Source organism: Paracoccus sp. SSK6 (genome assembly GCF_039770665.1).
GTDB lineage: Bacteria > Pseudomonadota > Alphaproteobacteria > Rhodobacterales > Rhodobacteraceae > Paracoccus.
Window position 1 is genome coordinate 156,861 of record NZ_JBDPNJ010000004.1, and the last position, 19,319, is coordinate 176,179.

At 67.4% G+C, this 19,319-nt stretch carries 16 protein-coding genes and 1 riboswitch; of the genes, 7 read left to right on the forward strand and 9 right to left on the reverse strand.

Going from position 1 to position 19,319, the window contains the following annotated elements; genetic code table 11:
* Window positions 1-88: 88 nt before the first annotated feature.
* Window positions 89-763, reverse strand: coding sequence for an HAD-IA family hydrolase (locus AAIL68_RS04990; RefSeq protein ID WP_347138463.1), 675 nt, complete (start codon window positions 761-763; stop codon window positions 89-91).
* Between the two features lie 116 nt (window positions 764-879).
* Between AAIL68_RS04990 and glmU the strand changes: the two genes are divergently transcribed.
* Window positions 880-2,223, forward strand: coding sequence for a bifunctional UDP-N-acetylglucosamine diphosphorylase/glucosamine-1-phosphate N-acetyltransferase GlmU (glmU, locus tag AAIL68_RS04995; RefSeq protein ID WP_347138464.1), 1,344 nt, complete (start codon window positions 880-882; stop codon window positions 2,221-2,223).
* Window positions 2,223-4,040: a glutamine--fructose-6-phosphate transaminase (isomerizing) gene (gene glmS / locus AAIL68_RS05000; RefSeq protein WP_347138465.1), complete on the forward strand. Its 1,818-nt coding sequence runs from the start codon at window positions 2,223-2,225 to the stop codon at window positions 4,038-4,040. Before glmU ends, glmS begins: the two co-directional genes overlap by 1 nt.
* A 270-nt stretch (window positions 4,041-4,310) precedes the next feature.
* Here glmS and AAIL68_RS05005 read toward each other — a convergent pair whose 3' ends face one another.
* Together AAIL68_RS05005 and AAIL68_RS05010 are read right to left on the reverse strand one after the other, a co-directional pair.
* On the reverse strand, window positions 4,311-4,784 hold the full coding sequence (locus AAIL68_RS05005; RefSeq protein ID WP_347138466.1) for a 6,7-dimethyl-8-ribityllumazine synthase: 474 nt from the start codon (window positions 4,782-4,784) through the stop codon (window positions 4,311-4,313).
* Between the two features lie 74 nt (window positions 4,785-4,858).
* Window positions 4,859-4,990, reverse strand: a riboswitch (FMN riboswitch).
* Window positions 4,991-5,027: 37 nt separating this feature from the next.
* Window positions 5,028-7,976 (reverse strand): PAS domain-containing protein, encoded by a 2,949-nt coding sequence (locus AAIL68_RS05010; RefSeq protein ID WP_347138468.1) that lies wholly within the window; start codon window positions 7,974-7,976, stop codon window positions 5,028-5,030.
* Between the two features lie 165 nt (window positions 7,977-8,141).
* Here AAIL68_RS05010 and AAIL68_RS05015 point away from each other — a divergent pair, with 165 nt between their 5' ends.
* On the forward strand, window positions 8,142-9,806 hold the full coding sequence (locus AAIL68_RS05015) for a thiamine pyrophosphate-dependent enzyme (protein WP_347138469.1): 1,665 nt from the start codon (window positions 8,142-8,144) through the stop codon (window positions 9,804-9,806).
* 266 nt (window positions 9,807-10,072) lie between these two features.
* Here the strand turns inward: AAIL68_RS05015 and AAIL68_RS05020 are convergent, their stop codons facing one another.
* From AAIL68_RS05020 to tatA, 4 genes are read right to left on the reverse strand one after another with little or no spacing between them, the layout of a single operon-like run.
* On the reverse strand, window positions 10,073-10,930 hold the full coding sequence (locus AAIL68_RS05020; RefSeq protein ID WP_347138470.1) for an ATP-binding protein: 858 nt from the start codon (window positions 10,928-10,930) through the stop codon (window positions 10,073-10,075).
* Window positions 10,927-11,775 carry a twin-arginine translocase subunit TatC gene (gene tatC, locus AAIL68_RS05025; RefSeq protein ID WP_347138471.1) on the reverse strand — a complete coding sequence of 283 codons (849 nt, stop codon included), beginning with the start codon at window positions 11,773-11,775 and terminating at the stop codon, window positions 10,927-10,929. The genes AAIL68_RS05020 and tatC overlap by 4 nt, the downstream gene beginning before the upstream one ends.
* Window positions 11,776-12,282 carry a Sec-independent protein translocase protein TatB gene (gene tatB, locus AAIL68_RS05030; RefSeq protein WP_347138472.1) on the reverse strand — a complete coding sequence of 169 codons (507 nt, stop codon included), beginning with the start codon at window positions 12,280-12,282 and terminating at the stop codon, window positions 11,776-11,778.
* 29 nt (window positions 12,283-12,311) lie between these two features.
* Window positions 12,312-12,566 (reverse strand): twin-arginine translocase TatA/TatE family subunit, encoded by a 255-nt coding sequence (gene tatA, locus AAIL68_RS05035; protein WP_347138473.1) that lies wholly within the window; start codon window positions 12,564-12,566, stop codon window positions 12,312-12,314.
* A gap of 203 nt (window positions 12,567-12,769) precedes the next feature.
* Between tatA and AAIL68_RS05040 the strand changes: the two genes are divergently transcribed.
* Entirely contained in the window at window positions 12,770-13,390 is a 621-nt protein-coding gene (locus tag AAIL68_RS05040; RefSeq protein ID WP_347138474.1) for a MarC family protein, read from the forward strand.
* Window positions 13,387-13,956 (forward strand): TIGR02281 family clan AA aspartic protease, encoded by a 570-nt coding sequence (locus tag AAIL68_RS05045; protein ID WP_347138475.1) that lies wholly within the window; start codon window positions 13,387-13,389, stop codon window positions 13,954-13,956. The genes AAIL68_RS05040 and AAIL68_RS05045 overlap by 4 nt, the downstream gene beginning before the upstream one ends.
* Here the strand turns inward: AAIL68_RS05045 and AAIL68_RS05050 are convergent.
* On the reverse strand, window positions 13,953-15,368 hold the full coding sequence (locus AAIL68_RS05050; protein ID WP_347138476.1) for an alkaline phosphatase D family protein: 1,416 nt from the start codon (window positions 15,366-15,368) through the stop codon (window positions 13,953-13,955). The two genes, AAIL68_RS05045 and AAIL68_RS05050, sit on opposite strands and share 4 nt — an antisense overlap.
* Before the next feature lie 69 nt (window positions 15,369-15,437).
* Entirely contained in the window at window positions 15,438-16,676 is a 1,239-nt protein-coding gene (locus AAIL68_RS05055) for an AGE family epimerase/isomerase (RefSeq protein ID WP_347138477.1), read from the reverse strand.
* Between the two features lie 237 nt (window positions 16,677-16,913).
* Here AAIL68_RS05055 and AAIL68_RS05060 point away from each other — a divergent pair, with 237 nt between their 5' ends.
* Together AAIL68_RS05060 and AAIL68_RS05065 are read left to right on the forward strand one after the other, a co-directional pair.
* Window positions 16,914-17,915, forward strand: coding sequence for a TerC family protein (locus AAIL68_RS05060; RefSeq protein ID WP_347138478.1), 1,002 nt, complete (start codon window positions 16,914-16,916; stop codon window positions 17,913-17,915).
* 130 nt (window positions 17,916-18,045) lie between these two features.
* A complete protein-coding gene (locus AAIL68_RS05065) occupies window positions 18,046-19,317 on the forward strand; it encodes a hemolysin family protein (RefSeq protein ID WP_347138479.1) in 1,272 nt (423 codons plus the stop codon).
* Window positions 19,318-19,319: the final 2 nt, after the last annotated feature.

Consider the following 19,319-nt stretch of genomic DNA (forward strand, 5'->3'; position numbering starts at 1 on the left):
TAGGGTGGGGTTCCACCCCACCTGTTCTGGGGCATGGTGGGGTGGAACCCCACCCTACATCCCTTCCACCAATGTCGATCAGCCCTGCCTATCCCAGCCAGCGGCGCGCAAGGTCGGGCAGTTCCTCGAAATGCCCGATCAGCGCGTCAGGGGCGAGGCGCGAGATCGCCTCGCCTTCGGGGCCGAAGGACACAAGCGCCACCCTGACCCCCGCCGCCGCCGCCGTCTTGCGGTCGGTCTCCGTATCGCCCACCAGGAAGGACGCGGGCACGCTGCCCCCTGCCCGTTCCACCGCCGCCTGATAGGGGCGCGGATCGGGCTTCCTGACGGGCAGCGTATCGGCGGCGATCATGGACGCGAAACGGTCCCGCACCCCAAGCGCGTGCAGCAGGGTTTCGGCCAGGGCGCCCGGCTTGTTGGTGCAGACGGCCAGGATATGGCCGTCGGCCTGCAGCCGGTCCAGCGTGTCCTCGACCCCCGGATACAGCGTCGTGTGGACGGCGATGTTTTCGCCGTAATGGCTCAGCAGCCGGGGATAATCCTCATCCTCGGCCCCCGGCGGCAACAGCAGGTCGCCCGCCATCCTGCCATAGCCCGCGCGCAGCATGGCCCGCCCGCCATGAAAGGCCGTCAGGGCGTCGGCCACGGGATCCAGGGCTACGTCCATGCCCCGCGCCGCAAAGCAGGCATTCGCCGCCGCGATCAGGTCGGCCGAGGTATCGGCCAGCGTGCCGTCCAGATCAAAGACCACCGTTCCCGCCATGCGCCTGTCCTTTCCGCAACGATCCGACACCAAAGGTGAACGCGCAGGGCTTCCCTGCACGCGCAGTCCCGATTAGAACGCCGCGCAAAGAATTTGAACACATGAATGGGACAGGCATGGCGGGCAACTCAACAGCAATCGTGATCCTGGCGGCAGGCCAGGGCAGCCGGATGCAGTCCGACCTGCCCAAGGTGCTGCATCGCCTGGCAGGCGCGCCGCTGGTCGGCCACGCCCTGGCCGTGGCGCGCACGTTGGAACCCGAACAGGTGATCGTGGTCGCGGGCCATGGCGCGGATCTGGTGACCAAGGCCGTGGGCAGGATCGACCCAGATGCGCGGATCGTCCTGCAATCCGAACAGCTTGGCACCGGCCACGCCGTCCGCCAGGCCCTGCCCGAACTGGAGGGCTTCGAGGGCAAGGTGATCGTCCTTTACGGCGACACCCCCTTTATCGGAGAGGACACGCTGGCCGCCCTTGCCGCGCATCCCGCCGACCTCGTGGTGCTGGGCTTCGAGGCCGAGGATCCGGGCCGCTATGGCCGCCTGATCGTGACCAATCGCGGCCTGGAACGGATCGTCGAATACAAGGACGCCGATGCGGCGACCCGCGAGATTGCGCTGTGCAATTCCGGGGTGATGGCGCTTGACGCGTCCCTGCTGCGGCAGTTGATCGTGCGGCTGACGAATGACAACGCATCGGGCGAATACTACCTGACCGATCTTGTGGCGCTGGCCCGCGCGGAAGGCCGCAGCACCGATGTCGTCACCTGCGACGAATCCGAGACCCTGGGCATCAACACCCGCGCCGAGCTGGCCGGGGCCGAGATCGCCTTCCAGGACCGCGCCCGCCAACGCGCGCTTGAGGATGGCGTGACGCTTTGCGATCCCTCGACTGTCTGGTTCGCGCTGGACACGGTGATCGGGCGCGATGCGGTGATCGGCCAGAACGTGGTCTTCGGCCCCGGCGTGACCGTCGAATCGGGGGCCGAGATCCTGCCCTTCTGCCACCTGGAAGGCTGCCATGTGTCTTCGGGCGCGACGGTCGGCCCCTTTGCCCGCCTGCGCCCCGGCGCGGAACTGGGCGGCGACGTGCATGTCGGCAACTTCGTGGAAATCAAGAACAGCGTCCTGGACGAGGGCGTCAAGGTCGGCCACCTGACCTATCTGGGCGACGCCCATGTGGGCGAGCATGCCAATATCGGCGCGGGCACCGTGACCTGCAACTATGACGGCGTCGGCAAGCACCGGACCGAGATCGGCGCCCGCGCCTTTATCGGCAGCGATACGATGCTGGTCGCGCCCGTGCGCGTGGGCGACGATGCCATGACCGGATCGGGTTCGGTCATCACCGAGGACGTGCCCGACGGCGCCCTGGCGCTTGGCCGCGCCCGCCAGACCACGAAACCCGGCCTTGCCACCCGCCTGATGGCGTCCCTGCGCGCGAAGAAGGAGGCCCGCTGATGTGCGGCATTATCGGAATCCTGGGATCGCATGAGGTTTCCCCTCAACTGGTCGATGCCCTGCGGCGGCTGGAATATCGCGGCTATGACAGCGCGGGGGTGGCGACCGTCGATGCCTCGGGTCGGTTGGACCGCCGCCGCGCGGTGGGCAAGCTGGTCAACCTGTCGGACAAGCTGGTCCATGATCCCCTGCCCGGCCATGCCGGCATCGGCCACACTCGCTGGGCCACCCATGGCCCTGCGACCGAGGTGAACGCCCATCCCCACCAGTCAGGTCCGGTGGCCGTCGTCCACAACGGCATCATCGAGAACTTCCGCGAATTGCGCGAGGAACTGGCAAGCCTTGGCATCCAGCCGCAGTCGCAGACCGACACCGAAACGGTGGCGCTGTGGACCGCGCATTACATGGAGGGGGGCGCCTCCCCGGTCCAGGCCGCCCGCAAGACGCTGGCCCGGCTGCGGGGCGCCTTTGCCCTGGCCTTCCTGTTCGACGGCGAACAGGATCTGATGATCGCCGCCCGAAAGGGCAGCCCGCTTGCCATCGGCCATGGCGATGGCGAGATGTTCCTGGGATCGGACGCCGTGGCGCTGGCGCCCTTCACCGACCGGATCACCTATCTGGAAGACGGCGACCACGCCGTCCTGACCCGCGCAGGGGTCCAGATCTTTGACGCCGAAGGCAACCAGACCCACCGGACCGAGGCGCGCATCGACACCGGCGCCACCGCCATCGACAAGGGCGGCTATCGCCATTTCATGGCCAAGGAAATCGCCGAACAGCCGGTGGTGATCGGCGACGTGCTGAGCCATTACGTCAAGGACGACCGGATCGTCCTGCCCGATGGCATGGACTTCCGGGACGTGGACCGCATCAGCCTGATCGGCTGCGGCACCGCCTATCTGGCGGGCAATGTGGCGAAATACTGGTTCGAGCAGCTGGCGGGCCTGCCCTGCGACATCGACGTGGCGTCCGAGTTCCGCTATCGCGAGCCGCCCTTGTCGCCCCGAAGCTGGTTCATCGCCGTCAGCCAGTCGGGCGAGACCGCCGACACGCTGGCCGCACTGCACTACGCCAGGAACCATGTGGCCCGGACCGTGGGGCTGGTGAACGTCGGCACCTCGGCCATCGCGCGCGATTCCGACATCGCCCTGCCCACCCGCGCGGGGATCGAGGTCAGCGTGGCCTCAAGCAAGGCCTTCACCTGCCAGTTGACGGTGCTGGCGATTCTGGCGCTGAAGGCCGCGCGCGACCGCGGGCGCATCGACGATGCGGCGCTTGCTGCCCATCTGGCCGACCTGCGCAGCATTCCCGGCCTGATGGGACAGGCGCTGGCCCTGTCGGACGATTGCCGCAACCTGTCCGAATGGCTGTCGCAGGCCCGCGACGTGCTGTTCCTGGGGCGGGGGGCGCTTTATCCGGTGGCGCTGGAAGGCGCGCTGAAGCTGAAGGAACTCAGCTACATCCACGCCGAGGGCTATGCCTCGGGGGAACTCAAGCACGGGCCGATCGCGCTGATCGACCGCGACGTGCCGGTGGTGGTGCTGGCGCCCCATGACACTCTGTTCGAAAAGACCGTGTCGAACATGCAGGAGGTGATGGCCCGCCACGGCCCGATCCTGCTGGTGTCGGACGAAGCCGGGCTGTCCGCCGCAAGCCACGGGGTGCAGGCCACGCTGCGGATGCCCTCGGGCGGGGGGCTGTTCCAGCCGATCCTGTATGCGATCCCGATGCAGTATCTGGCCTATCACACGGCGGTCGCCAAGGGCACCGACGTGGACCAGCCCCGCAACCTGGCGAAATCGGTGACGGTGGAGTAAGGGATCCTCGCCTGAACGGGCGGAACAAGGAAACGCGGCAGCGTTTCCCTCGCCCGCGTGACCGGGTGCCATCAGAAACGGTCCCGCCCAAGCCCCCCGATAGGCCGGCGTCCGCCTCGGTGGGCGTAAAGCGCCCGCCGTAGGCGGGGCGGGCGCTGGCCGGGCTTTTGAAGCCCGGCAGGATTTGTGGCACAGCCAGCGCGTGGCGAAGGCGATGACCTTCGCCAGCCACAGGATGGAAGGCGCGCGGGAGCCCCGTGCGCCTTTTCCTTATGCCACGTCCGCGCGTCCTTCGGCGGCGATGCGCGCGTCCAGTTCCAGGATCTGGTGGACGGCCTGCGCGGCCTCGGCACCCTTCTTGACGAAGTGGTCGCGGTAAAAGCCCGTCAGCAGATCCGTTTCCTGGTAATTATGCGGCGTCAGCGAGACCGAGAAGCAGGGCACGCCGGTTTCCAGCCCGGCATTCATCAGCCCGGTGACAACGGCGGTGGCCACGAAATCGTGGCGATAGATGCCGCCGTCCACGACCAGGGCGGCTGCGACCACGGCGTCGTATTTGCCGGTCTGGGCCAGTTTCTTCGCCAGCAAGGGCATCTCGAAGGCGCCGGGCACGTCATAGGCCACGACCTGGGCGCCGGGCATCAGGCGCTGCTGTTCGGCCAGGAAACCTTCATGGGCGCGGTCCACGACATCGGAATGCCAGCGGGCCTTGATGAAGGCGATACGGGGGGTCTTGTGGGTCATCTTTCAGGAACCTTACGTTAGCTTGCGTATGGTCCCAGGACATGAGCCATGACCGTGCCTTGGGGCGGCGCGGCCACGGTTCTCTTTCATCCAGACTATACTGTCGGCCCCGGAGTTTCACCGGATCTGCTGACCCCTTCGTTGCCGAAGGGCGCTCGCGGGCTGTGACCGCCGGTGGGGAATTGCACCCCGCCCTGAGAACGACCTTTAGATAGCACGCGATTCCCCCTTCGCCAAGGGGGCCTAGCCGATCCGGGCCAACGCGCCCTCGACCGCGCCGCGCAACTGATCCTCGCCGTAGGGCTTGCACAGCAGCACCGTCTGCGCGGGGCATCCAGCGGGCAGGCTGCTGTCGCCCGTGGCATAGACCACCGCCAGCCCCGGCTGGATCTCGACCGCACGCTGCGCAAGGTCGTTGCCGTTCATGTCGGGCAGGCCCAGATCGGTCAGCAGCAGGTCGAAGGCCTGGCTCTCCAGGCTGGCCAGCGCGGGCGCCGCCTTGCCCGCCTGGGTGACGGCATGGCCCATCTCCTCCAGCATGATGGCGGTGTCGGCGCGGATCAGGGCATTGTCCTCGACCAGCAGGATTCGGACCGGGCGGTCCTTGGCGGGCACCGGCTGCGGCGCGGGCTGCGCCGCGCGCAGGGCCTCGGCCGCCTGATGGGCCTGCCGGGCATTGGCGATGACATGGCGCAAGCGGCGGGCCAGCGCTTCGCGCGGATAGGGCTTCGACAGAAGCTCGACCCCCGGATCCAGCCTGCCGCCATGGACGATGGAATTTTCCGTATAGCCCGAGGTGAACAGCACCCCCAGCCCCGGCAGGATCTCCTGCGCGCGCCGGGCCATGTCGCGGCTGGTCAGGCCGCCGGGCATCACCACGTCGGTGAACAGCACGTCGATATGCAGCCCGCTTTCCACGACCGCCAGCCCCGCCTGCGCGTCCCGCGCGGTCAGCACCTTGTAGCCAAGCGAGGTCAGAAGATCGACAACGGTGGTGCGCACGGCCTCGTCATCCTCGACCACCAGGATGGTCTCGGTCCCGCCGGTGATGGGGCCGTCGAACAGCGGCGCATCGGTTTCCTCGTCGCTGTCGGATCGCGGCAAATAGATGCGCACGGTCGTCCCCTCCCCCAGCTCGCTATAGACCGACACATGGCCGCCCGACTGCTTGACGAAGCCATAGACCATCGACATGCCCAGGCCCGTGCCGCGCCCCTCGGGCTTGGTGGAATAGAAGGGATCGAAGATCCGCTCCAGCACGGCGGGCGTCATGCCGCAGCCGGTATCGGTTACGGCCAGCATGACATAGTCCCCCGCCGCGACATCGCCCGCAGCCTTCGCATAGGCGTCATCCAGTTGGGCATTCGTCATCTCGATGGTCAGGCGGCCGGGGCCGTCCATCGCGTCGCGGGCATTGATCGCCAGGTTCAGCAGCGCGCTTTCCAGCTGCGCCCGGTCCACGCAGATGTTCCACAGGTTCGAGGGCACGATCACCTGTACCTCGATCGCCTCGCCCAGGGACCGGCGCAGCAGGTCGTCCATCTCGGTCACCAGGCGGCAGGGCTGGATCACCCTGGGCTCCAGCGGCTGGCGGCGGCCGAAGGCCAGAAGCTGGCTGGCAAGCTTGGCGCCGCGCGCGACGGCGGACAGCGCGTTTTCGACCCGCTGACCCGCCTTGTCGTTGCCCTCGACATCCTTGGACAGCATCTGAAGATTGCCCGCGATCACCTGAAGAAGATTGTTGAAGTCATGCGCCACCCCGCCGGTCAGCTGACCCATCGATTCCATCTTCTGGGAACGGTGCAGCGCCTGTTCGGTCTTGCGATGCTGTTCGATCTCGTCGCTGACGCGGGCTTCCAGCGTTTCGTTCAACTGGCGCAACTGATCCTCGGCCCGCTGCCGGTGAGCGATCTGGCGCTGCAGATCCTCGGCCTGGGCCTGAAGCTGCGCCTCGGTCATGCGCTGTTCGGTGATGTCGGTATGGACGCCCACCCATTCGGTGATCGCCCCTTCGGCGCTCAGCGTGGGCACCGCGCGGATCGCGAAGATGCGGTATTCGCCATCGGCGCAACGCACCCGATGTTCCCATTCATAGGTCGAACGGGCCGCAAGCGCCCGGCGCCAGGCTTCGATCGTGCCGGCCCGGTCGTCGGGATGAACGGTGTCGGCCCAGCCGTATTCCTGGTATTCGTTAAAGCCCTGGCCCGTCAGCGCCGCCCAGCCGCGCTGTTCGCCGATCATCCGGCCATCGGCGGTGTTGGTCCACAAGACGCTGTGGATCGCCTCCACGGCAGCGCGGAAGCGGTCGTTGCTGTCGCGCAACTGGATTTCGGTCCGCTTGCGATCCTCGATGTCGATCAGGATCATGTAGACGCCGTCGATCCGCCCCTCGCCCGACTTGCGGGGAAGGCAGCGCATCTCGAAGGCGCGGGGGCCCTTGCCGGGCAGGCGGACGGTCGCATCGACATTCACCGTCTCGCCCGCAAGGGCGCGGGCCAGCATCTCCTCGGTCAGGGCGCCCTGCTCGGGTCCGAGGATGTCGGTGATGCGCTTGCCGATCACCTGGTCATGGGTGACGCCGAACACCTCAAGGTAGCACTGGTTGGCAAAGCGGAAGAACAGCGACCGATCCAGGAAGCCGACCAGGATCGGCAGGGCATCGGACAGGTGGTAGAGTTCCGCCTGGCTTTCCGCCAGGGCCTCTCGCGCGCGGACGATATCGGTGATTTCCAGCACGGTGCACAGCACGCCATCGACGCGGCTGCCTGTCTCGTCATGGATCGGGGTATAGAACAGGTCGAAGACCACGTTTTCCGGCGTGCCGTTGCGGTTCAGGACCAGCGGCTGTTCGCGGAAGGACTGCACCTCGCCCCGGAAGCCGCGTTCGAGGATCTGGCGGTTCCAGTCCCAGACCTCGGGCCAGATGTCGGGCACGGTGCCGCCCAGGGCGGTCGGATGATAGTTTCCGGCGATTTCGCGATAGCCGTCATTATAGATCATCACATGGTCCGGCCCCCACATCAGCACCTGCGGGATCGGCGAGTTGACCAGCGAATTGACCTTGATCCGCAGATGCCGGGGCCACTGGTCGATCGGCCCCAGCGAGGTTTTCGACCAGTCGAACCGACGCACCAGTTCGCCGCAAAGACCGCCGCCGACGGGCCATGGACGGGGAAGCTGCTGAGTCGTCATGTCACACCGTGCCGGTCAGAAGGGTCGCCGGAACCTAGGCACGGACAAGGCCGCCCGCAAGCGGCGACGTGGTGTTCGCACATAAATTGCCTTTGGAAAAAGGGCGCTAGACTGGCGTGCCTTGCGGATGAAGGCTAGGGTTTCCGAAACGCAACGGGGGGCGGCATGGAACGGAATGGCGGGGTCTTGCTGGTGGATTGCCTGATGGCGCTTGGCGCGACCAAGGCCTTTGGCGTTCCCGGCGAAAGCTATCTGGCGGTGCTGGATGCGCTGCACGACACGGCGGGACGGCTGGACTTCGTGCTGTGCCGGCACGAAGGCGGCGCGTCCTTCATGGCCGCCGCCTGGGGCAAGCTGACGGGTCAGCCCGGCATCTGCATGGTGACACGGGGACCGGGCGCGACCAATGCGGCCATCGGCATCCACACCGCCATGCAGGACAGCGCGCCGATGCTGGTCTTCGTGGGCCAGGTCGGGACCGACATCACCGGGCGCGAGGCCTTCCAGGAGCTTGATTATCCGGCGGTCTTCGGCGGCCTGGCGAAATGGGCGGTCCAGATCGACCGGGTGGAGCGCATCCCCGAGATCGTCGCCCGCGCCTGGAAGACCGCCACGACCGGACGCCCCGGCCCCGTGGTCATCGCCCTGCCCGAGGACGTGCTGACGGGCCTGACCGACACCCCGCCCCTGGCCGGCCCGGCCTGGATCGCCGAACCCGCGCCCCTTCCCGCCGCCATGGACAGGGCGCTGGGGATGCTGGCCGATGCGCAACGCCCGCTGATCCTGACCGGCGGCAACAGCTGGACCCCGTCCGGCAAGGCCGCGCTGCAGACCTTTGCCGAGGCCTCCGACATCCCCGTCCTGGCCGCCTTCCGCTTCCAGGACAGCTTCGACAACCATTCCCCCGTCTACGCGGGCGAGGCGGGCGTGGGGATGCCGCCCCATGTCCGTCGCCTGATCGCGGAATGCGACCTGCTGCTGGCCGTCAATGTCCGCTTCGGAGAGATGACGACCGACGCCTACAGCCTGCTGTCGGTGCCCCAGCCGGAACAGGCGCTGATCCATGTCCATGCCTCGACCGCCGAGATCGGGAAGATCTACCAGCCGCGCCTTGGCATCACGGCGGGCCCGAATGCCTTTGCCGAAAGGCTGCGGCCCGTGACCGGCCCCTGGGCCGACTGGCGCAGGGGCGCGCGGGCGGGATACCTTGCCTCGATGCAGGCGCCCGCGCAGCCATCCCCGGTGGACATGGTGGCGGTGATGGACCACCTGCGCGAGGTGCTGCCCGAAGACGTGGTCATCACCCATGGCGCGGGCAATTTCGCGGTCTGGCCCGACAAGTTCCTGTCCTATGGCCCCCAGGCGCGGCTGCTGGCCCCGCAATCGGGCGCCATGGGCTATGGCCTGCCCGCCGCGATTGCCGCGAAGGTGGCCGATCCGTCGCGCACCGTGGTCTGCTTCGCGGGGGACGGCGATTTCCAGATGACGGGCGCGGAACTGGCGACCGCCATGCAGGCGGGCGCGCAGCCCATTGTGCTGGTCCTGAACAACGGCATCTATGGCACGATCCGCGCGCATCAGGAACGCACCTATCCGGGCCGCGTGTCAGGCACGACCATGCAGAACCCCGATTTCGCGATGCTGGCGCAGGCTTACGGGCTTCACGCCGAACGCGTGGCCGCGACCGCCGATTTCCCGGCGGCGTTCAGGCGCGCCCTGCAATCGAAAACCGGCGCCGTGCTGGATCTCGACATCTCGCCCGAGGCGCTGACGCCGCGCCAGACGCTGTCCCAGATGCGGGACGCCGCCCTGGCGAAACAGCCGGGCTAGGCCGGATCGGCGTTCATACCTGCACAGCCCTGAATCTGGCGAAGGCCATCGCCTTCGCCACGCGTTGCCGGTGCTACCCCATACCGCCGGGCCCCAAAGGCCCGGCCAGCGCCCGCCCCGCCCCCAGGCGGGCGCTTCACGCCCCCCTTGGGCCGGGCGCCGGCCTTCCGTGGTCGCGGGACGGCGACGTTTCTGATGGCACCGTTCCACGCGGGCGGGGAAACGCATGCGTTTCCTTGTCCGCCCGTTCATGAACCCCGATCCGCCTAGACCGCGATCCCATGCCGCCCGGCCAGGTCGGTGAAGAACTGCCAAGCCACCCGGCCCGACCGACCGCCGCGCGTGGCCTGCCATTCGACGGCCTCGGCGCGCAGCGTGGCGGGGTCGATGGTCAGGCCATAAGCCGCGCAGTAGCCGTCGATCATCGCCAGGTATTCGTCCTGCGAACAGGGGTGGAAGCCCAGCCACAGCCCGAAGCGGTCCGACAGCGACACCTTTTCCTCGACCGCCTCGCCGGGATGGATGGCGGTGGCGCGTTCGTTGTCGATCATGTCGCGCGGCATCAGGTGGCGGCGGTTCGAGGTGGCATACAGGATCACGTTGCCGGGACGCCCGCTGATGCCGCCATCCAGCACCGCCTTCAGCGACTTGTATTGCGTGTCGTCATGGCTGAAGGACAAATCGTCCGAAAACAGCAGGAAGCGCTTGTCCCGCGCCTTTCCCAGGATCGCCAGCAGCCGCGCGACCGATCCCAGGTCGTCGCGCGCGATTTCCACCAGAACCAGCGGCAGGCCCTGCGCCACGGCCTCGGCATGGACGGCCTTGACCAGGGACGACTTGCCCATCCCCCGCGCGCCCCACAGCAGCGCGTTGTTGGCGCCGAAGCCGCGCGCGAATTGCAGGGTGTTGTCCAGCAGGATCTGCTTGGCGCGGTCGATGCCGATCAGTTGCACCAGATCGACGCGGGCGACCGTCTCAACCGGCTCCAGCCGGTCGGGATCGGGATGCCAGACATAGGCCGCGGCCTCGGTGAAGGTCGGCGCGGGAACGGGCGGCGGGGCCAGCCGCTCCAGCGCGGCGGCGATGCGGGCCAGCGCGTCGGTGTCGGACAGGTCACGCATCATTCGTCATCGTCCAGAAGCCCTTCGGCGCGCAGTTCGGCATCACGCTTCTTCTCGATCCGCCGCACGATCTGGATCGAGATCTCGTACAGCCCGTAGATGACCGAGAACAGCACCAACTGGCTGCCCACGTCGGGGGGCGTCAGGCAGGCGGCCAGCGTCAGGATGATGATGATCGCATAGCGCCGCGTCCCGGCCAGCGTCTCGGCCGAGACCAGCCCCGCCCGACCCATCAGCGCCAGCGCGACCGGCAACTGGAAGGACAGTCCGAAGGCCAGGATGAAGCGCGTCGTCAGGTTCAGGTATTCGCTGACCGATCCCTGGAACACGATCCCCGCCAGATGCGACGATCCCTGTGCGGTGTTCGGATCGTCCGGCAGCGCCAGCGGCCCCTGCTGGAAGCCCAGGAAGAAGGAAAACACCATCGGCAGGATGACGTAATAGGCAAAGGCCGCGCCAAGCGCGAACATCGCGGGCGAGGCGACCAGGAAGGGCAGGAAGGCGCGCTTTTCGCTGCGGTAAAGGCCGGGCGCCACGAAGCGCCACAACTGATAGCCGATCACCGGGAAGGCCAGGATGAAACCGCCGAAGAAGGAAATGCGGATGGCGACAGTGAAGCCTTCCTGCAGCTTCAGCAGGATCAGGCCGCATTCCTGGCCCCGGTTCTCCAGCGCGGCGCAGATCGGACGCGTCAGGAAATTGTAGATCGGGTTCCAGACGACATAGCACAGGATCATCGCCACCACGAAGGCCAGCACGGACCAGATGATCCGGGTGCGCAACTCCTTCAGGTGCTCGATCAGCGGGGCCGAGCTGTCGTCCAGTTCGTCAACGTCTTGGGTTGCCACTTAGCGGTCCTTCATGTCCGAACGGCGGACCCCGGCGATGCGGCGCGGGCTGTCGGCCGCAGCCGCGACGGGATCGTTCGCCGCCTGCATAGCCGCAGGTGCGGCAGGCATTGCGGGCGCAGGCTCGGGCACGGCTGGCGCATCGGCGGGGCGGCTGTCGGCCGGGGCGGCGGGGGCCGCCGGATCCGGCTTGGCACGGCTGGATTTGTCCAGGCTGGCCTTGGGATCCCATTGCTCGAACCGCGTGGCGGCGCGGTCAAGCGCATCCAGGCCCAGCGACTTCTTCGAGGTCAGGTGCTGCAAGTCCCTGAGATCCTTCGTCACGTCGCCGATGCCGGCACCCTTGGCCGCATCCTCCATCGCGCTTGTGAATTCGCGCGCCATGGACCGCGCCCGCGCCGTGATCCGGCCCAGGGTGTGAAACAGCTTCGGCAAATCCTCGGGGCCGATGACGATCAGCGCGACAACGCCGATCAGCAGCAGCTCGCTCCATCCGACATCCAGCATTCAGGATCCCCTTTCCCGGTTCGTCGGGATCAGAGGCGGGGTTCGTTCTGCGGGGTCACGTCGCGGGCCTCGGTGCCCGGCACCGGCTGGACCGGCTGCGCGGGCTTTTCCACCACGGCGGTGCGTTCGGCATTGGCTTCCGAGGTGCCGTCGTTCAGGCCCTTCTTGAAGGCGGTGATGCCCTTGCCGAATTCGCCCATCAGCGACGAAACCTTGCCGCGGCCGAACAGGACCAGGACCACGATGGCGATAACAAGCAGTGCCATGGGGGACGGCATGTGCATTTCAGTTCTCCAGTACCAGAGCCAGGCCTGTGACCTGGGTTCAACCAATCTGCGGAATATAGAGCCTTGCCACCCGCAGCGAAACCCCACCTGCCACGATTCGCGCCCGCCGTCATTAATCTGCGACAAACTGACGTTATTTTGAAAGCCCTGCCCCCGGCCGCCCGGCTTGGCAGGGCCGGGCGTGCGGGCCATAAGGCGGGATGGACCTGTCGCTGTATGTCACCGCCTTTGTCACGCTGTTCGTGGTGATCGACCCGGTCGGCCTGGCGCCCGTGTTCATTGCGCTGACCCCCGGCATGGGGGCGGCGCAGCGCCGCCGCATCGGATTCCGCGCCCTGGTGATCGCCGCCGTGCTGCTGATGATCTTCGGCCTTGCGGGCGAATCGATCCTGTCGGGCATCGGGATTTCGATTTCCGCCTTCCGCATCGCGGGGGGCCTTCTGCTGTTCCTGACCGCGCTGGACATGCTGTTCGAACGCCGCACCCAGCGGCGCGAGCACCAGGGCGACGGCGATCCGCTGCACCACGACCCGTCGGTCTTTCCGCTGGCCATGCCGCTGCTGGCGGGGCCGGGGGCGCTTGCCACCATGATCCTGCTGATGGGTCAGGCGCCGGGGATCGGGCACATGGTCATGGTGAACCTGATGATGCTGTCCGTGCTGGTCATCGCCATGGCGCTGTTCGTCGTGGCGACGCCGCTGGCCAATGCGCTTGGCCGCACGGGGGTGATGGTCGTCACCCGCCTGCTGGGGATGCTGCTGGCCGCGCTGTCGGTGCAGTTCGTGATCGACGGGCTGAAGGGATCGGGGCTTTTCCCATGACCGACCGCGACACGATGCAGCTGGTCTATTACGGCGTGCTGCTGCTGGTGATCGGCGGGGCGATGGTCTTCGAACTGGCGGGGCGCGGCGGGCAGGTGCTGCGCCAGATCGTGCTGTGGGTGGTGATCTTCGCGGGCGCCGCGCTTGCCGCGGACTGGTGGATCGAAGGCAATGCCCCGCGCCAGCAGGTTCTTGACGGCGGCCGGATCGAGATCCCGGTGGGCCGCGACGGCCATTTCCACCTGACCGCCCGCGTCAACGGAGAGGAGGTGCGCTTCATGGTCGATACCGGCGCGTCCTCGATCGCGCTTGGGCCGGCGGATGCGCGGCGCGTGGGGCTGGATCCCGCGGGCCTCGCCTATGTCGGCACCGCCATGACCGCGAATGGCCGCGTGGAAACCGCCCCCGTGACCATCGACGAGATCGCCATCGGCGACATCGTGGACCGCAATGTCCGCGCCTGGGTGATCGGCGCGGATCTGGACGGATCCCTGCTGGGCATGTCCTATCTGCGCACCTTCGCAAGGGTGAGCTTCGAAGGCGACCTGCTGGTTCTGGAACGCTAGTCCAGGGCCAGCGGCGGGGTCGGCCCGCTTTCCTCCAGATGCCAGACGGCCTGCCACCGCCCGCTCTTCCGGTCCAGCGTGAGATAATTCCGCTCCGCCGCATAGCGGTGCCGCTGGCCGGGCAGCGGCTTGATGCGGATCGGATGGCCGGGCAGCGGCGTCTCGCCCAAGCCCGCGAACAAGCCAAGGGCGCGGGCATAGGCCTGGGGCGGCGCGCGGTGCGAGATGCCCGAGGCGACGAGCTGATGGAGCAGCGTCGCGTCCGGCCCCATCTCGGCGCGGGTCGCCAGGTGGATTTCGCCCGACAGCACCGTGACCGGCGCGGTCCGGCGCATCCTCAGCACCTGCCCCAGCATCCGCCGCCATTCGTCGCGATGGGCGTGGCTTTGCCACTGGTCGCGCAGGTCGTCCTCGTAATGCTGCATCCGGGGAATCGCCATCAGCAGCGTTTCCAGCAGCGACAGGCGCGGACCCAGCAGCGGCACGCTGGAGACCATGAAGACGTGATTGCCGCTGGGCTGTAGCGCCTCGACGGCATCCCATCCGCCCGGCCCCATGACCCGGTCGCGGTGGCGCTCGGACCGCAGGTCGGGCGCGAACAGCGTGACGCCCGGCAGGTCGCGCCGCCAGCCGAGGTTGCGGCCCGCAGGGTCCATGAACAGGGCGGGCACGTCCGCCTCGGTCGCGCCGTGCTGGAACAGCAGGTACATCCGCCGCGCGACCGCGAACAGCGCCTGCCCCACCGCCGAGTTCGTACGGTTTTCCGGCAGGGAACCCCAGCCGTCGCAGATGTCGTGATCGTCCCAGACCGACAGCGAGGGCACGGTGGCGAACAGCTCCGCGCAGCCTTCCGCCGCCAGCACCATCATGTAGCGTTCGGCGAACCCGGCCTCCAGGTGCCGGGCCAGATCCTCCAGATCGCTGGCCGAGGGGTCGTCGGGGACATGCTTTGGCCAGTCTTCGGTCAGGGGATGGCCATGCGTCGCCTCGTCGGCATAGATCTGGTCGCCGCCTTGCAGCAGCAGGGCAAGGGGCGCGCGGGCGTGGTCGGCCTGCAATCGCGCCCACATCCCGTTTCGCTCGGCCTCGTCGCGGTCAAGGTCGCCGTTCTCCTCGCCGTTGCAGGACACGAAGGCGAAGCGGATGTCGCCATCAAGGCGCGTGACAACGGGATGGGCGCGGCCGTCGAGGCGATAGCCGGGCTCGCCCGCGGCAAGGGTGAAATCATGGCGCCAGACCGACAGACCCGCCACGCGGTCCAGCAGGACCGGAGCGATGGATCCCCCCTGCGTCTCCACCGGGCCGGGCACCGTCCCGTCGGGCCGGACCGTGATAGCGGCAAGGCGCAGGCCCTCGGCATCGCAGCCCCGAAAATGCAGGATCGGACCCGCGAAACCATCTTTTGCAGCCATGCCGAAATGAAATCCCCGTTCGTTGTCAGGATGCCAGATATGCGCTTTCGCGCGGATTGCACCTCCGAATCAGGATTTCAGCGGCTGCGCCCCGGCAAGCGCCGTCCCGTGATGCGACAGCCCCGGCACCAGCGGGAACAGGTCGGCCTGCAGGGCGTGATAGATGTCGGGCTTGCCGCTGAACTGGCCCGACCTGGAGCCCTCCATGCCCGGTTCGGGGAACCAGCCGCCACGATGGCGGTCGATCAGCTGCGCATCCGCAAAGCGCCACAACCGGCGATACCAGTCCTCGTCCCCCGGCCGGGGGTCGGCCTTGATCAGCGCGGCAAGGGCGCCGATGGCCTCGGTCACGGGCCACCAATAGCGACCAGACCGCGCCACGCGCCCGTCGAAATCCAGCGTATAGGCCAGCCCGCCCTGGGGCAGCCAGGCGTCGCGCAGCGCGGTTTCCACCAGCAGGCGCGCGTGGCGGGGCGCGTCGCCCCCTCGCCTGCCCGCCAGATCCCACCACTGCAGCAGCAGCCGCGCCATTTCGAAGGAATGACCGGGCGTGGTGCCTGCCGGGCGGAACATCGGGTTGCCTTCGTAACCCGGATCGGGCCGCCAACCGGCATCGTAATGTTCCGGGATGCGCCAGCCATGCGCCGCCGCCTGCCCCGCGATGAAGAACGCCAGGATCCGGCCTGCGCGGTCCAGATGCAGGCGCTCTCCGGTTGCCTCATGCGCGGCCAGCAGCGCCTCGACCCCGTGCATGTTGGCGTTCATGCCGCGATAGGTGGAAAAGACCTGCCAGTCGCGGGTGAATTCGTCGCGAAACAACCCGGCGGCTTCGTCCCAGAAGCGATCCTCAAGCACCTGGGCGATGTCGCCCAGCAGCCGGTCCGCGTCGGGATGGCCCGCCAGCTTCGCGGTCGATGCCGCCAGCATCACGAAGACATGGCCGTAAGCCAGCTTCGTCCCGTCCGCGACCGCGCCATCCCGCAAGGCCCAGACATAGCCGCCATGCCGCGCGTCGCGATGCCCGCGCCACAGCAGATCCATGCCCCGGTCGATGATCCCCGCCGCATCTGCCCGCCCGGCCAGTTGCCCCAGCGCATAGGAATGGACCAGCCGCGTCGTGACATGCAGTTCCAATGGCGCGGGCAGCGGCTGGCCTGCCCGGTCCAGCATCTGGAAACCGTCCCTGCCCCCGGCGCTTGCGTCAAAGAATTGCAGCGCAAGGGCGGCGTCGCGGATCAGGAACCGGCGATGCGCCGGATCGTCCAGCCAGCGGCCTGCGTCCGTTGTGCCCAATTCTGCCCGTTCCATGACCACCTCAATCGATTCACGGGGAAATTGCCGGGGCGGCGGCCCGCTTGCAATCTTTTTGCGGCCACCCCCCTTGCATCGCGGCCTGTCCTCCGCCATGTCGGAACCCAGCGGGACCGGGCCCCTCTGACGGCATGACGCCGTGATGTCGGAACCGCATCGAGCGTGCCTCGATGCAAATGGCCCTGTTTCCGACAGCCCCTTGGCATCGATGCACAACAGCAACGATGAGGGCAAATGGAACTCCTTCTTCTGACCTTTCTTGGCACGCCGCTGTGGATGTGGCTGCTGTTCATCACCCTGGTGATCGCGCTTCTGGTCTTTGACCTGGGCGTCCTCCACACCGACAACCACGAGATCGGCGTCGCGGAAAGCCTGCGCATGTCGGCCATGTACATCGTCCTGGGCCTGGGCTTTTCCGGCTTCATCTACTGGCAGATGGGCACCGAGGCCACCGCCCAGTACCTGACGGCCTTTGTGGTCGAAAAGACCCTGGCGATGGACAACATCTTCGTCATCGCGCTGATCTTCGGCTTTTTCGCCATCCCGCGCGAATACCAGCACCGCGTGCTGTTCTGGGGCATCCTGGGCGTGATCGTGTTGCGCGGCATCATGATCGGCCTAGGCGCCACCATCGTCGAGAACTATCATTGGGTGCTGTATCTGTTCGCGCTGTTCCTGGTGTTCACCGGCATCAAAATGCTGTTCGCCAAGGAAGAATCGCACGACCTGTCCGACAACCGGCTGGTGCGGTTCATGCGCAGGCGCTTCCGCGTGACCGACGAGTTGCACGGCCAGAAATTCATCGCAAAGCTGCCGGACGCCAAGACCGGCAGGCTGGTACGCCATGCGACGCCCCTGCTGCTGGCCCTGGTGATGATCGAGATCGCGGATCTGGTCTTTGCCGTCGATTCGGTCCCGGCGGTCTTCACGATCACGACGGATCCGTTCCTGGTCTATACCTCCAACATCTTCGCGATCCTGGGGCTGCGCGCGCTGTATTTCGCCCTTGCCGCGATCCTGCACCGCTTTGCCTATCTGAAATACGCGCTGTCGCTGCTCTTGGTCTTCATCGGGTCCAAGATCTTCATCGCCGACCTGATGGGATGGGAGAAGTTCCCGCCGACCTGGTCGCTGGGCATCACCTTCGCGATCCTGGGCGCGGGCGTCGTCTTCTCGCTGTGGAAGACGAACGGCGACAAGACGGGCCGCATCGCCTCGCATAGCCCCGGCGAATAAGGCCCCCCGCAAGGCGCCCCATCGGCGCCTTGCCCCCGATTCTGTCCGGCAGGCGGTCTTCATGCCTTTGCACCGGCGCGCGCTTCGTGCAGATTGCAAAACAGCCTGACCTGTTTGACAAAGTGAACCGATGCTTCTGGAAATAATCGTCGTCCTGCTTTTGACGATGTTCAACGGCGTGCTGGCCATGTCGGAACTGGCCATCGTCTCGGCCCGGCCCGCGCGGCTGAAGGTCATGGCGGCGGAAGGCAGCGGCGGCGCGCAGACCGCGCTGGAACTTGGGGCCGAACCCGGCCGCTTCCTGTCAAGCGTGCAGATCGGCATCACCCTTGTGGGCGTGCTGTCGGGCGCATTTTCAGGCGCCACGCTGGGCGCGCGACTGGCGGCGGCGCTGATGGAAGGCGGAATGTCGCCTGCCCTGTCCCAGGCCCTGGGCGTCGGCGGCGTGGTCGTGCTGATCACCTATCTGTCGCTGATCATCGGCGAACTGGTGCCAAAGCAGATCGCCCTGCGGTCCCCCGAAGGGGTCGCGGCCCGCATTTCGCCCCTGATCCTGTTCATCTCGCGCATCGCGGCGCCGATCGTCTGGATCCTCGACAAGTCGGGCAACCTTGTCCTGCGGCTGCTGGGCCAGTCGGGCGAATCCGAACGCGGCATCTCGGACGAGGAGATCCGCGTGATGCTGTCCGAGGCCCGCAGCGCAGGCGTGATCGAGCCCGCTGAGACCGAGATGATCGCGGGCGTCATGCGCATCGCCGACCGCTCCGCCCGCGGGCTGATGACCCCCCGCCACGAGGTCGAGGCCGTCGATGTCAGCGACCCGGCGGCCGACATCCTGCAGAAGTTCCGCGACAGCCGCCGGTCGCGCCTGCTGGTCCGCGACGGTTCCGACGACGACATCATCGGCGTCATCACCCTGCGCGACCTGTTGTCCGAGGACGTGACCGACCTGCGCCCCCTGGTGCAGGAGGTGCCGGTGATCCGCGAGGGCCTGCCCGCGCTGAACGTGATCGAGGAGCTGAAGGCCAGCCCCGCCCATATGCTGCTGGTCTTTGACGAATACGGCCATTTCGAGGGCGTCATCACCGCCATGGACCTGCTGGAGGCCATCGCGGGCGATTTCCCCGAACCGGGCGACGACGAGCCCAAGGCGGTGCAGCGCGAGGACGGAAGCTGGCTGGTCGCGGGCTGGATGCCCGCCGACGAGTTCGCCGACCTGATCGGCATCACCCTGCCCGAGGATCGCGGCTATGAATCCGTCGCGGGCCTTGTTCTGGACCGGGCGGGCGTGCTGCCCGACGTGGGGGCGCAGATCACGCTGGCGAACTGGCGGATCGAGGTCGTGGACCTCGACGGGCGGCGGATCGACAAGCTGCTGGTGTCGCAGCTTGCCGAGGCCTAAAG

Excerpts from the sequence above, each read along its gene's own strand:
- AAIL68_RS04990 (WP_347138463.1), bottom strand. The coding sequence starts at position 763 with ATGGCGGGAACGGTGGTCTTTGATCTGGACGGCACGCTGGCCGATACC.
- glmU (WP_347138464.1), top strand. The coding sequence starts at position 880 with ATGGCGGGCAACTCAACAGCAATCGTGATCCTGGCGGCAGGCCAGGGC.
- glmS (WP_347138465.1), top strand. The coding sequence starts at position 2,223 with ATGTGCGGCATTATCGGAATCCTGGGATCGCATGAGGTTTCCCCTCAA.
- AAIL68_RS05005 (WP_347138466.1), bottom strand. The coding sequence starts at position 4,784 with ATGACCCACAAGACCCCCCGTATCGCCTTCATCAAGGCCCGCTGGCAT.
- AAIL68_RS05010 (WP_347138468.1), bottom strand. The coding sequence starts at position 7,976 with ATGACGACTCAGCAGCTTCCCCGTCCATGGCCCGTCGGCGGCGGTCTT.
- AAIL68_RS05015 (WP_347138469.1), top strand. The coding sequence starts at position 8,142 with ATGGAACGGAATGGCGGGGTCTTGCTGGTGGATTGCCTGATGGCGCTT.
- AAIL68_RS05020 (WP_347138470.1), bottom strand. The coding sequence starts at position 10,930 with ATGATGCGTGACCTGTCCGACACCGACGCGCTGGCCCGCATCGCCGCC.
- tatB (WP_347138472.1), bottom strand. The coding sequence starts at position 12,282 with ATGCTGGATGTCGGATGGAGCGAGCTGCTGCTGATCGGCGTTGTCGCG.
- tatA (WP_347138473.1), bottom strand. The coding sequence starts at position 12,566 with ATGCACATGCCGTCCCCCATGGCACTGCTTGTTATCGCCATCGTGGTC.
- AAIL68_RS05040 (WP_347138474.1), top strand. The coding sequence starts at position 12,770 with ATGGACCTGTCGCTGTATGTCACCGCCTTTGTCACGCTGTTCGTGGTG.
- AAIL68_RS05045 (WP_347138475.1), top strand. The coding sequence starts at position 13,387 with ATGACCGACCGCGACACGATGCAGCTGGTCTATTACGGCGTGCTGCTG.
- AAIL68_RS05050 (WP_347138476.1), bottom strand. The coding sequence starts at position 15,368 with ATGGCTGCAAAAGATGGTTTCGCGGGTCCGATCCTGCATTTTCGGGGC.
- AAIL68_RS05055 (WP_347138477.1), bottom strand. The coding sequence starts at position 16,676 with ATGGAACGGGCAGAATTGGGCACAACGGACGCAGGCCGCTGGCTGGAC.
- AAIL68_RS05060 (WP_347138478.1), top strand. The coding sequence starts at position 16,914 with ATGGAACTCCTTCTTCTGACCTTTCTTGGCACGCCGCTGTGGATGTGG.
- AAIL68_RS05065 (WP_347138479.1), top strand. The coding sequence starts at position 18,046 with ATGCTTCTGGAAATAATCGTCGTCCTGCTTTTGACGATGTTCAACGGC.